Annotated in this window: 12 protein-coding genes; 11 read left to right on the plus strand and 1 reads right to left on the minus strand. The window is 72.1% G+C overall.

Annotation, left to right across the window (positions count from 1 at the left end; genetic code table 11):
* The first annotated feature begins 30 nt into the window (after positions 1-30).
* Positions 31-1,371 carry a replication-associated recombination protein A gene (locus BJ986_RS13825; protein ID WP_179423897.1) on the plus strand — a complete coding sequence of 447 codons (1,341 nt, stop codon included), beginning with the start codon at positions 31-33 and terminating at the stop codon, positions 1,369-1,371.
* Positions 1,372-1,422: 51 nt separating this feature from the next.
* On the opposite strand, the gene BJ986_RS13830 is transcribed toward BJ986_RS13825, so the two are convergent.
* Positions 1,423-2,322, minus strand: coding sequence for a DUF559 domain-containing protein (locus tag BJ986_RS13830; RefSeq protein ID WP_179422575.1), 900 nt, complete (start codon positions 2,320-2,322; stop codon positions 1,423-1,425).
* Positions 2,323-2,513: 191 nt separating this feature from the next.
* Between BJ986_RS13830 and BJ986_RS13835 the strand changes: the two genes are divergently transcribed.
* From BJ986_RS13835 to aroB, 10 genes are all read left to right on the plus strand, one after another.
* A complete protein-coding gene (locus BJ986_RS13835; RefSeq protein WP_179423899.1) occupies positions 2,514-2,897 on the plus strand; it encodes a DUF948 domain-containing protein in 384 nt (127 codons plus the stop codon).
* A 5-nt stretch (positions 2,898-2,902) separates the two neighbouring features.
* A complete protein-coding gene (locus tag BJ986_RS13840) occupies positions 2,903-3,217 on the plus strand; it encodes a DUF6167 family protein (protein ID WP_179422577.1) in 315 nt (104 codons plus the stop codon).
* A 111-nt stretch (positions 3,218-3,328) separates the two neighbouring features.
* On the plus strand, positions 3,329-6,031 hold the full coding sequence (gene alaS, locus BJ986_RS13845) for an alanine--tRNA ligase (RefSeq protein WP_179422579.1): 2,703 nt from the start codon (positions 3,329-3,331) through the stop codon (positions 6,029-6,031).
* Positions 6,032-6,051: 20 nt separating this feature from the next.
* Positions 6,052-6,567, plus strand: coding sequence for a Holliday junction resolvase RuvX (gene ruvX, locus BJ986_RS13850; protein ID WP_179423901.1), 516 nt, complete (start codon positions 6,052-6,054; stop codon positions 6,565-6,567).
* Complete coding sequence (gene mltG / locus BJ986_RS13855) at positions 6,564-7,745, plus strand: endolytic transglycosylase MltG (RefSeq protein WP_179422581.1); 1,182 nt, start codon at positions 6,564-6,566, stop codon at positions 7,743-7,745. Before ruvX ends, mltG begins: the two co-directional genes overlap by 4 nt.
* Positions 7,738-8,556, plus strand: coding sequence for a shikimate dehydrogenase (locus tag BJ986_RS13860; RefSeq protein WP_179422583.1), 819 nt, complete (start codon positions 7,738-7,740; stop codon positions 8,554-8,556). The genes mltG and BJ986_RS13860 overlap by 8 nt, the downstream gene beginning before the upstream one ends.
* Positions 8,553-9,248 (plus strand): prepilin peptidase, encoded by a 696-nt coding sequence (locus BJ986_RS13865; RefSeq protein ID WP_179422585.1) that lies wholly within the window; start codon positions 8,553-8,555, stop codon positions 9,246-9,248. Before BJ986_RS13860 ends, BJ986_RS13865 begins: the two co-directional genes overlap by 4 nt.
* A gap of 37 nt (positions 9,249-9,285) precedes the next feature.
* Positions 9,286-10,509 (plus strand): chorismate synthase, encoded by a 1,224-nt coding sequence (gene aroC, locus BJ986_RS13870; protein ID WP_179422587.1) that lies wholly within the window; start codon positions 9,286-9,288, stop codon positions 10,507-10,509.
* Positions 10,503-11,042: a shikimate kinase gene (locus BJ986_RS13875; RefSeq protein WP_179422589.1), complete on the plus strand. Its 540-nt coding sequence runs from the start codon at positions 10,503-10,505 to the stop codon at positions 11,040-11,042. The genes aroC and BJ986_RS13875 overlap by 7 nt, the downstream gene beginning before the upstream one ends.
* Entirely contained in the window at positions 11,039-12,124 is a 1,086-nt protein-coding gene (gene aroB, locus BJ986_RS13880; RefSeq protein WP_238338101.1) for a 3-dehydroquinate synthase, read from the plus strand. Before BJ986_RS13875 ends, aroB begins: the two co-directional genes overlap by 4 nt.
* Positions 12,125-12,233: the final 109 nt, after the last annotated feature.

The following is a 12,233-nucleotide window of genomic DNA, read 5'->3' on the forward strand; positions in this document are numbered from 1 at the left end:
GCGGCCGTGTCCGCGCGGGACGGCGACGGCATGCCGTCCGGCGCCTCGCTGCCTCCCCTCGCCGTCCGGATGCGGCCGCGCTCGCTCGAGCAGGTCCGGGGTCAGACCGACGTGCTGCGACCCGGGAGCCCGCTCCGCCGGCTGATCGAGGGTTCGGGCGGATCGGCGGGGGCGCTCAGTGCGATCATCTGGGGACCTCCCGGCACGGGCAAGACGACCCTGGCGCATCTCGTGGCGACTGCCGCGGACCGCCGGTTCGTCGAGCTCTCCGCCGTGACGGCGGGGGTCAAGGACGTCCGGACGGTGATGGACCAGGCCGCCCGCGAGCGAGACATGTACGACCGCCAGACCGTGTTGTTCCTCGACGAGATCCACCGGTTCACCAAGGCCCAGCAGGACGCCCTGCTCCCGGGGGTCGAGACCCGCCAGGTCATCCTCGTCGCGGCGACCACCGAGAACCCCTCGTTCTCCATCATCGCGCCGCTGCTGTCCCGCTCGATGCTCATCACGCTCACCTCCCTGTCCGACGACGAGGTTCGCGACGTGCTGGCCTCCGCCGTGGCCGACGACCGGGGGTTGGCGGGGGAGTACGCGCTGGCCGACGACGCCACCGAGCACCTCGTCCGGATCTCCGGCGGGGATGCCCGGCGAGCCCTCACGGCGCTGGAGGCGGCCGCGGGAGTGGCGCAGGACGGCATACCCGCCGGCTCCTCGCGCGAAGGGCCGGTCGAGATCACGCTCGCGCACACCGAGCAGGCGGTGGCCTTCGCGAGCGTGCGCTACGACCGGACCGGTGACCAGCACTACGACGTCGCGTCGGCGCTGATCAAGTCGATGCGCGGCTCCGACGTCGACGCGGCCCTGCACTACCTCGCGCGGATGCTCGAGGCCGGGGAGGACCCGCGGTTCATCGCGCGGCGCATCGTGATCGCGGCCAGCGAGGACGTCGGCATGGCCGACCCGACCGCCTTGCAGACCGCGGTCGCAGCCATGCACGCGGTCGCGCAGATCGGCATGCCCGAGGCCCGGATCATCCTCGCCCAGGCGGTCGTCCACAACGCCCTCGCACCCAAGAGCAACGCGGCATACACGGGCATCAACGAGGCCATCGCCGACATCCGCGCCGGTCGCGGCGGCGCGGTGCCCCCGCACCTGCGCGGCAGCGGGTATGCCGGTGCGACGAGGCTGGGGCACGGCGATGGTTACGTCTACGCGCACTCCGAGCCGGACGGGGTCGCCCAGCAGGACTACCTGCCGGACGACCTCCAGGGCAGGACCGACTACTACCGGCCGACGGACCGCGGTTTCGAGGAGCGCCTCGGTCCGCGGTGGGAGTGGCTGAGGTCCCGGATTCGTCGGGAGCGTCGGTAACGACGGGCAATGGTCCCCGGCCGGACGGGGACCCGCCGAGGGCTCGGTTCGTCAGCCGGCCACTGCCCGTCCGTGCTCTCGCGGCGGCAGGGGGCGCGGCTGCCCGTCCTGGACCGCCACGCACGCAGCGATGGCCCAGGCGACCCACGCGGGGCGTCGCATCACGTCGTTCCAGGTGAACCTCAGGAGGGTCCAGCCGCACGTGGCCAGCTCGGTGTAGCGCCGACAGTCGCGCACCAGCTGGTCCCTCTGCCCGTGGTGGGCGAAGGACTCGGCCTCGATGGCCAGGCGGCGCCGCACGTCCCCGAGGTCGACGGTGGCAAAGCACCCGGCATCGGCGATCTGTACCTGGGGTCGTGCCTCGAGCCCGGGCACGCCGAGGGCGATCGCCCGCAGCACGGACTCGAAGGGGTTGGCAGCCCGGCCGTCGGCGGCTTCCACCACGCGACGCACCCGGGTGGCACCCGGACCGTTCGCGGCTCGGGCTGCTGCCTCGAGCTGGTCCCGGGTGACGTCCCCCGCACGAAGAGCCGAGTCCGCGATGGCGAGAGCCTCGTCGAAAGGGAGCTTGCGCGCGCAGTCGACGACCGTGCGGACGAACCCGGTGACCCCCCTGGCCCGCTCCCGCTCGGACAGGTCGCGGTAGGTCACCTCGAGACCGCGGTGGGAGATCTTGCGCTTGCGCGGCACGGTGAGCCAGGGGCGGGTGGGCGGCCACTTCACCGCCCAGCCGTGCTCGACCGCCGCGCTGAGGTGCGACAGGACCGCGGTATGCCGCGCCGCGGCCTGACGGTGTCCGACGACCGAGGGCAGGACGTAGCGGCCGCGCCCCACCTTGACCACGCTGCCTTCGCGCACGGCCCGGCTCAGGGCCCGTTCCGTGGTCACCCGCCGCAGCTGGCTCCAGGTGGCACGCCCCCCGAGCTGGCTCAGCGCCTCGGTCGGGGTCATCGGTCCATGCTGGCGCGGCTGGGGACGCGATTCGGAGTTGTCCACAGGGGGTCAGGTGTGGCCACGAACGGTCAGTCTTTGTCGTCCGGCGACAGACACGCCGCGCCGCGCCGCAGGTCGGAGTGCCATTGCCCGTGGCAACTCGCGCGAGGACGACCTCGCGTGCGGGGTAGGGTGCCCGCATGGATTCAGTGAGTCTGGGCGACATCGCGGGCATGATCGCGGCGCTGGCCTTTGCGTTCCTCGTCTTCCGACTGGGCAGCGTCATCGGCAAGGCCGGCAAGATCCTCGACGAGACGAGGGTCAGCCTTCGCAACACCACGGAGAACGTCCAGCCGACCCTGCTCAAGCTCACCGACACGGTCAGCCTGACCAACGAGCAGCTGGCCCGGGTCGACGGCATCACGACCAACGTCTCGGCCATGACGACCAACGCCAGCGCGCTGACCTCCCTGTTCGCGGCCACGCTCGGCTCGCCCGTCGTGAAGGTCGCCGCCTTCACGTACGGGGTCCGCTCGGCCATGGGTGCCAAGGGCACCCGCAGCGCAGGCGGCCGTCGCCGCCGCAGGGGCTGATCACCGTGGCGCGTCTGTTCTGGGTGGCTCTCGGGGCCGCAGCGGGTGTGTATGCCGTGCGCAAGGTCAGCAAGGCCGCCGAGGCCTACACGCCGACCGGGGTCGCGCACGGGCTGGCCGACTTCGGCGACGGCCTGCGCGAGCTCGCGGCTGCCGTGCGTGAGGGCATGGCCGAGCGTGAGGGCGAGCTGCGTCTGGCCCTAGGGATCGATGCCGGCACCGCCGAGGACCCCCAGGCGAGCGCGGCACGGCTCGACGCCGCGTCGGCCCGGGCCCTGCTCGACGACCCCACGGGTCCACGGCCCGGCCGAGCTTCGTAGGGGCGCCAGCGCACCTGCGCCGCCGCCCCGGCACACCCCTGTTGTTTGCCCGTACGATTCGTCATGCCGGCCCGTCGGTGGCCCCGCATGCGCCTAAGGACTGAGTACTCCATGGAAACCGCCGAGATCAGGCGCCGCTTCCTCTCGTTCTACGAGAGCAAGGGCCACACGATCGTCCCCTCCTCGCCGCTGGTCTACGACGACCCCAACCTGTTGTTCGTCAACGCCGGGATGGTGCCGTTCAAGCCGTACTTCCTCGGTCAGCAGGCTCCGCAGTGGGACCGCGCCACCTCGGTGCAGAAGTGCGTGCGCACCGGTGACATCGAGGAGGTGGGCAAGACCTCACGGCACGGCACCTTCTTCCAGATGAACGGCAACTTCTCGTTCGGCGACTACTTCAAGGAAGGCGCCATCACGTTCGCCTGGGAGCTCATCACGACGCCCCAGGGCCAGGGAGGCTACGGCCTGGACCCCGACAAGATCTGGCCCACGGTCTACGAGGACGACGACGAGGCGTTCGACCTGTGGAAGAACACCATCGGCGTGCCCACGGAGCGGATCGTCCGGCGCGGCAAGCTCGACAACTACTGGCACATGGGGGTCCCCGGCCCCGGCGGCCCGTGCAGCGAGATCTACCTCGACCGTGGCCCGGAGTACGGCCGCGAAGGCGGTCCGGCCGTCGACGAGGACCGCTACCTCGAGTTCTGGAACCTCGTGTTCATGCAGTACGAGCTGTCCGCCGTCCGCGCCAAGGACGACTTCGACATCTCCGGCGACCTGCCCAAGAAGAACATCGACACCGGCATGGGCCTCGAGCGGATGGCGACCCTGCTCCAGGGGGTCGACAACCTGTACGAGATCGACGAGGTCTACCCGGTGCTGGACCGGGCGGCCGAGCTGACCGGCAAGAAGTACGGCGCCCACTCCGGCCACGCGGCCAGCGAGTCGCACCCCGACGACGTGCGTCTGCGGGTCGTCGCGGACCACGTGCGGTCGAGTCTGATGCTCATCGGCGACGGCGTGACCCCCGGCAACGAGGGTCGCGGCTACGTGCTGCGCCGGATGCTGCGTCGCGCGGTGCGCTCGATGCGACTGCTGGGGTTCGACGAGCCGAGCCTGCCGCTGCTGCTGCCGGTGTCCCTCGAGCGGATGAAGAACTCCTACCCCGAGCTGGAGGCCGGTTTCGACCGCATCTCCCAGATCGCGTATGCCGAGGAGGAGGCGTTCCGTCGAACCCTCGCCGCGGGCACGACGATCCTCGACACGGCGGTCTCGCGCACCAAGGACTCCGGTGGCACGACCCTCGCCGGTGACCAGGCGTTCGCGCTGCACGACACCTACGGCTTCCCCATCGACCTGACGCTCGAGATGGCGTCGGAGCAGGGCCTGGAGGTCGACCGCGAGGGCTTCACCCGGCTCATGCAGGAGCAGCGCAACCGGGCCAAGGCCGACGCCAAGGCGAAGAAGGGCGGCCACGCCAACACCGAGGTCTGGAAGGACCTGCGTGCCCTCGGCGCCACGGACTGGCGCGCCTACCAGGAGCTGACCAGCGACGCGAAGGTGCTCGGCATCGTCGTGGACGGTGAGCGCGTCGAGGAGCTCGAGCCGGGCCAGCGCGGTCAGGTCGTGCTCGACCGCACGCCGTTCTATGCCGAGTCCGGCGGCCAGATCGCCGACGAGGGCGTCATCACCGCCGACGGCGCCCACCTGAAGGTGGTGGACGTCCAGCGACCCGTCAAGGGACTGGTCGCGCACACCGTCGAGGTGGTCTCGGGTCCGCTGCGGACCGGTCAGGACGTGTCCGCGCAGGTGGACGCCGACTGGCGGGTCTCGGCCTGCCAGGCGCACTCGGGCACCCACGTCGTGCACGCGGCGCTGCGCCAGGTGCTCGGCCCGACCGCCCTGCAGTCGGGCTCGTACAACAAGCCGGGCTACCTGCGACTGGACTTCGCGTGGGGCCAGGGCCTCTCGCCCGAGACCCGCAGCGAGATCGAGGAGGTCGCGAACCTCGCCGTCCGCCAGGACCTGCCGGTCTCCGCGCAGTACATGACCCTCCCGCAGGCGCGCGAGTTCGGCGCCCTCGCGCTGTTCGGTGAGACCTACGACGAGCAGGTCCGCGTCATCGAGATCGGCGGCCCCTGGTCGCGCGAGCTCTGCGGTGGGACGCACGTCGGCCACTCCTCGCAGATCGGCGCGCTGACGGTGACGGGGGAGTCGTCCGTCGGATCCGGGGTGCGACGCCTCGAGGCCTTCGTCGGCATGGAGGCACTGCGCTACCTCGCCAAGGAGCGGGCCCTGGTCGCCGAGCTGACCGACATCGTCAAGGTGCAGCCCAGCGAGCTCCGGGACCGGGTGGCGGCCCTCGTGACGCGCGTCCGCGACGCCGAGCGCGAGCTGGAGAAGCTGCGTCGCGAGCAGGTCCAGGCAGCCACCGGCAAGCTGGTCCACTACGCCCACGACGTCGCCGGCGTCCGGGTGCTCACCCACGACGCGGGCGATGGCGCATCGGCCGACGACCTGCGCACGATGGTCCTGGACCTGCGCGGCCGCCTCGGCGACACCGCGCCCTCGGTCGTGGCGCTGACGGGTGTGTCTGCCGGTCGGCCGGCCATCGTGGTGGCCACCAACCCCGGCGCCCGTGAGCGGGGCATCAAGGCCGGCGCCCTGGTGCGGCTCGCGGCCCAGGTGCTCGGCGGCGGCGGTGGCGGCAAGGACGACCTGGCGCAGGGCGGCGGGACCGACCCCAGCCGCACCGGCGAGGCGCTCGGCCAGATCGACAGCGCCGTCCACGCGGCGACCCAGGGACCTGGGTGAACCAGTCCGCCCCCACCTCGATGCCCACCCGCCACGGCCGGCGGGTGGGCATCGACGTCGGCAGCGTGCGCATCGGCGTCGCTGCCAGCGACCCGGACGCCCTCCTGGCCACGCCGGTGCGGACCGTGGCGAGGGATCCCGACCCCACCGCCGCAGCCTCGGCCGACCTCGAGGAGGTGGCCGCCATCGTGACCGAGCTGGCGGCCGTGGAGGTCGTGGTCGGCCTGCCTCGCACCCTGGCCGGTGCGGAAGGACCTGCCGCGGAGGCGGCCCGCACGTATGCTGGGCGGCTGTCGGTGCGCATCGCCCCGGTGCCCGTGCGTCTGGTCGACGAACGGCTCACGACGGTCGACGCACACCGCAACCTCCGCGAGAGCGGGGTCGACGGTCGGCGTCAGCGTTCGGTTGTCGACCAGGCCGCCGCGGTGCTCATCCTGCAGGGTGCGCTCGACGCGGAGCGCAACTCCGGGCGACCGCCCGGTGAGCTGGTCAGGACGGACGGGCGCAAGCCCAGGACGAAGGACAGGCGGCGATGACCAACCCCCATCTGGAGCACTCGATCTTCGGGGGGCACGAGGACGGGCACGGGAGCCCGTCCGACATCCGCAGCCGATCGGACCGTCGCCGGCCCGGGCGGCGACCGCGCCGTCGGGGGCGGCGTTTCGGCTGCCTGTTCGTGGCGCTCGCGATCGTCGCGGGGGCGGCGTTCGCGGCATACACGGTGCTGCGCCCCGTGGTCGACGGCTTCTTCGCGAGCAACGACTACCCGGGCCCCGGCACGGGTGAGGTGCAGGTCGTCGTCAACGATGGGGACACCGGCCGCACCATCGGCGCCGCGCTGCAGAAGGCCGACGTCGTCAAGTCGGTCAAGGCCTACCTCGACGCCGCCGCGGCCGACCCGCGCTCGGCGGCGATCCAGCCCGGCAGCTACACGATGCGCAAGCAGATGACGGCCAAGGCCGCCCTGGCCATCCTCGTGGACTCCAAGAACCGCGTCGTCCCGCGCGTCACCGTGCGCGAGGGGCTCTGGAAGAGCGAGGTCTTCGCGGCCCTGTCCAAGGGCACCGGCGTGCCGGTCGCGGACTACATCGCGGCAGCCAAGGACGCCCAGGCCCTCGGCCTGCCGGCGGCCGCCAAGGGCAACGTCGAGGGATATCTCTACCCCGCGACCTACGAGTTCCCGGTGAAGGCGACGGCGGCCCAGCAGCTCAAGATCATGGTGGCCCAGGCGCTGGCCGAGCTCCAGAAGGCCGGCGTCGCGGAGGCCGACTACCAGCGGACGCTCATCGTGGCCTCGATCGTCGAGGGCGAGGCCGGGGTCGCCGACCGTGGCAAGGTCGCCCGCGTCGTGGAGAACCGCCTCGACAACCCGAGGGGCCCCACCGTCGGCCTGCTGCAGATGGACTCGACGGTCAACTTCGCGCTCCAGAAGCGCGGCAACCTCACCAAGCCCCAGTACGACTCCGCGAAGTCCAACCCCTACGACACCTACACCCACAAGGGCCTTCCCCCGGGTCCGATCAGCAGTCCGGGCGCCAAGGCCATCGAGGCCGCTGCGCACCCGACCCCGGGGCCGTGGTTCTACTTCGTGACGGTCAACTACGACACCGGCGAGACCCTCTTCGCCACCACCCAGGCCGAGCACGACCGCAACAACGCGCAGCGGCAGGCCTGGTGCGACGCCAACAAGCCGAAGTGCGAGGGCGGTGGCTGACCCGCGCCGCGCGGCGGTCCTCGGATCACCGGTGGCGCACTCCCTGTCACCGGTGCTGCACAGCGCGGGCTACCGAGCGCTGGGCCTCACGCAGTGGTCGTATGCCGCGCACGAGGTGCGCGAGTCGGAGCTCGCCGGGTGGGTGGGCGCCCTCGACGGCTCGTGGCGGGGACTCAGCCTCACGATGCCCCTCAAGGAGGTCGCCTCCACCGTCGCCACGACCACCACCGAGACGGCCCGCGTCACTGGTGCGGTGAACACGCTGGTGCGCCGGGGCGACGGTGGCTGGGACGCCCACAACACCGATGTCCGGGGGATCGAGGCGGCGCTGGCGGCCGTCGAGCACGGCGGTAGCACCACCGTGCTCGGAGGGGGCGCCACGGCGCGGTCCGCGGTGATCGCCCTCGGTGGCCTCGGGGTGGAACGGATCCGGCTCGCGGTGCGCGGTGAGCCCCGGCCCGAGACCCTGCGCGTCGCCGTGCACGCCGGCATCGCCGTGGAGGTCGTCCCGCTGGCGTCGTGGGGCAGAGGTCACCGCGGCGGACTCGTGGTCAGCACCCTGCCGCCCGCGGCCTCCGAGTCGGCTGCGCTGGCCATGGGGCACCACAGCCGCCCGGGCACCCTGATGGATGTGGTCTACGCGGACTGGCCCACGCCGCTGGCCCGCGCGGCCGCCGCGGTGGGCATGGAGGTGGTGTCGGGGCTCGACATGCTGGTCTATCAGGCGGCCGAGCAGTTCCGGCTGTTCACCGGTGAGCAGGCGCCGGTCCAGGCGATGTACGCGGCCGGGAGACAGGCCCTCGGCCGATGATCGACGTCGCTACCGGCTCGGGGGTCGCCGCCTGGGTCGTCCTCCTGCTGGCCGTGGCAGGGGCGGGCCTCGGAGCGCTGACGGGGCGCACGCTCGCGCGGGCCGGCTACCGGATCGAGTCCGACGAGGCCGGCGCGCCCCCTCGCCACTGGTGGTGGCCGGCCGTCGAGCTGGCGCTCCTGTGGGCGCTGGTGGGCTGGCGGTTCGGCGACTTCGCGGGCTGGGCCGCCCTGCCGCCGTACCTGTTGTTCGCCTGGCTGGCCGTCGGGCTGGTGTGGATCGACGCCGACGTGCACCGGCTCCCGGACGGGCTGGTGCTGCCGGCCTACCCTGCCCTGCTCGTGCTGGTCGTCATCGCCACGGCCGGCCTGGGTGACTGGAGCGCCCTCGTGCGGGCGCTGGCCTGCCTGGCGGGCATGTACGCCCTGTACTTCGTCCTGGCGTTCGTCTCGCCGAGCTCGCTGGGCTTCGGCGACGTCAAGCTGTCCGGCCTGATCGGGCTGCTGCTGGGGTGGATCGGCGTCGGGCAGGCCGTGGTCGGCCTGTTGGCGGCGTTCGTCGTGGGTGGGCTGATCGCGGTGGTCATGCTGGTCGGGCAACGGGTCGGGCTGCGCTCGCACATCGCGTTCGGGCCGTCGATGATCGCCGGCGCGTTCGTCGCGCTGGTCTTCGAGTACCACGTGCTGGCCTAGCCGAACCGGCCCGTGGCCTGCATGGGAGGATCGGGGCATGCTTCGCTGGTTGACCGCAGGTGAGTCCCATGGCCCGGCCCTCCTCGCGACGATCGAGGGTCTGCCGGCCGGGGTGCAGGTGACGACCAAGGACATCGCGGCCGCCCTGGCCCGGCGCCGCCTCGGCTTCGGCCGTGGTGCCCGGATGAAGTTCGAGCAGGACGACGTCGAGTTCCTCGGTGGCCTGCGCCACGGCGTGACGATGGGCTCCCCGGTCGCCATCCGGATCGGCAACACCGAGTGGCCGAAGTGGGAGACGGTGATGTCGCCGGACCCCGTCTCCGCGCAGGCGTATGCCGCGTCCGACGACGTCAACGCCGACAAGGAAGTTGCCCGCAACCGGCCCCTGACCCGCCCCCGCCCCGGTCACGCAGACCTCGTCGGGATGCAGAAGTACGGCTTCGACGATGCTCGTCCCGTGCTCGAGCGGGCCTCGGCGCGGGAGACCGCGGCCCGGGTGGCGCTCGGCGAGGTCGCCTCGCGGTTCCTCGACCAGGCATACGGGATCCGTCTCGTCTCGCACACCGTTGCCATCGGGGCAGCCGGGGTCGCGCCGGACGCCCCGCTGCCCACCCCCGACCAGGTCGAGCAGATCGACGCGGACCCGGTGCGCACCCTCGACGCGGCCGGCTCCGCCGCGATGGTCGCCGAGGTCGAGGCCGCGAAGAAGGACGGCGACACCCTCGGCGGCGTGGTCGAGGTCCTGGCGTACGGCCTGCCTCCTGGCCTGGGCTCCCACGTCCACTGGGACCGGCGTCTCGATGCCCAGCTCGCGGCCGCACTCATGGGCATCCAGGCGATCAAGGGCGTCGAGGTCGGCGACGGCTTCCGCACGGCTGCCCGTCGCGGGTCCGCGGCCCACGACGAGATGGAGCGCGACGAGTCGGGGGTCATCCAGCGGCGCACCGGTCGCGCGGGCGGCACCGAGGGCGGCATGTCCACCGGTGACGTCCTGCGGGTGCGGGCTGCGATGAAGCCCATCTCGACGGTGCCCCGCGCCCTCGACACGGTCGACACGACCGGTGCCGACGCGGCCAAGGCGATCCACCAGCGGTCCGATGTGTGCGCGGTGCCGGCGGCGGGGGTGGTGGCCGAGGCGATGGTCGCCTTGGTGCTCGCACAGGCGTGCGTCGAGAAGTTCGGCGGCGACTCGGTGAGCGAGACGGCCCGCAACCACGCGGCATACCTCGCTTCCATCCCCGAGGCGATGCGCACGTGGTGAACGCCGTCACCGGACCCCGTGTCGTCCTCATCGGACCCCCGGGAGCGGGCAAGAGCACGATCGGCCGTCGCCTGGGCAAGGCACTCGACCTGAGCTGGCACGACACCGACCGGGCCGTCGAGGAGTCGGCGGGACAGTCCATCGCGGACCTCTTCGTCGACCACGGGGAGGCCCACTTCCGCGACCTCGAGCGCGCGGAGGTGCTGCGCTCCCTGAGTCAGGAGACCGGGGTCGTGTCGGTCGGCGGGGGAGCCCCGATGGACCCCGAGGTGCAGGCCGCCCTGACCGGACGCACCGTGGTCTTCCTCGACGTGGGCATCGCCGATGCGGCGCGGCGGATCGGGTTCGACGCGAGCCGCCCGTTGCTGACGGTCAACCCCAGGGCGAGCTGGACCAGGATGATGAACGAGCGCCGACCGACCTACCAGCGGCTGGCCACCCTGACGGTCGACACCGCCGGACGCAAGCCGGCTGCCGTGGTCGAGGAGATCGTCGGGCTCCTCGGCGCCGTGACCGCAGGAGGCCAGGCATGAGCACGAGCATGAGCGCGAGCCGCATCAGCGTCGGTGGAGAGTACGACGTCGTCATCGGGACCGGGCTGCTCGACGAGCTGCCCGGCCTCATCGGGGAGGGCGTCCAGCGAGTCCTCGTCGTGCACCCACGCGCGCTGGCCGCCACGGGCGAGGGTGTGCGTGAGGCGTTGGTGGCCAAGGGTTTCGAGGCGTATGCCGCGGAGGTCCCGGACGCGGAGGAGGCCAAGACCGCGCAGGTCGCGGCGTTCCTCTGGGGCGTCCTCGGGCAGGCCGGCTTCACCCGCTCCGACGCCATCGTGGGCATCGGGGGAGGAGCGACGACCGACCTCGCGGGGTTCGTGGCGGCGACGTGGCTGCGCGGCATCAAGGTCGTCCACGTCCCCACCACCCTGCTCGCCATGGTCGACGCCGCCGTGGGAGGCAAGACCGGGATCAACACGCCCGAGGGCAAGAACCTCGTCGGGTCCTTCCACCCGCCGGCCGGGGTCCTGTGCGACCTCGCGACGCTGGGGACGCTGCCGCCCCACGACTTCGTGGCCGGGCTGGCCGAAGTGGTCAAGTGCGGGTTCATCGCGGACCCGGTCATCCTCGACCTGGTGGAGGCCGACCCCGAAGGGGTGAAGCGCCCCGACGGACCCCACGTGCGCGAGCTCATCGAGCGAGCGGTCAGGGTCAAGGCGGACGTCGTCTCGCAGGACCTCAAGGAGGCCGACCTGCGCGAGATCCTGAACTACGGCCACACGTTCGGGCACGCCATCGAGCAGGTCGAGCGCTATGAGTTCCGGCACGGCGCCGCGGTCTCGATCGGCATGGTCTACGTCGCGGAGCTCGCACGCCTCGCGGGCAAGCTCGACGACGCCCTGGTGGAGCGGCACCGTTCCATCCTGGGCTCCGTGGGCCTGCCGGTGTCCTACCGGGGCGACCGATGGCCGCAGCTGCTCGAGGCGATGAAGCGGGACAAGAAGTCGCGTGGGTCGCTGCTGCGGTTCGTCATCCTGTCGGGGGTGGGGCGGCCGGTCCGTCTCGAGGGGCCCGATCCGGCGCTGCTCCAGGCGGCGTATGCCGAGGTCAGCCGCGACTGACCAGGGCCCGAGAGATTTCCAGATCCTTCAGAGCCAACGTTCAGCCGACGTTCAGAACCCCAGTCCATAGTCGCCCCATGGGAAGTCGCCGTCGATCAGGGTGGGGCGA

This window comes from Pedococcus badiiscoriae, assembly GCF_013408925.1.
GTDB classification, from domain to species: domain Bacteria; phylum Actinomycetota; class Actinomycetes; order Actinomycetales; family Dermatophilaceae; genus Pedococcus; species Pedococcus badiiscoriae.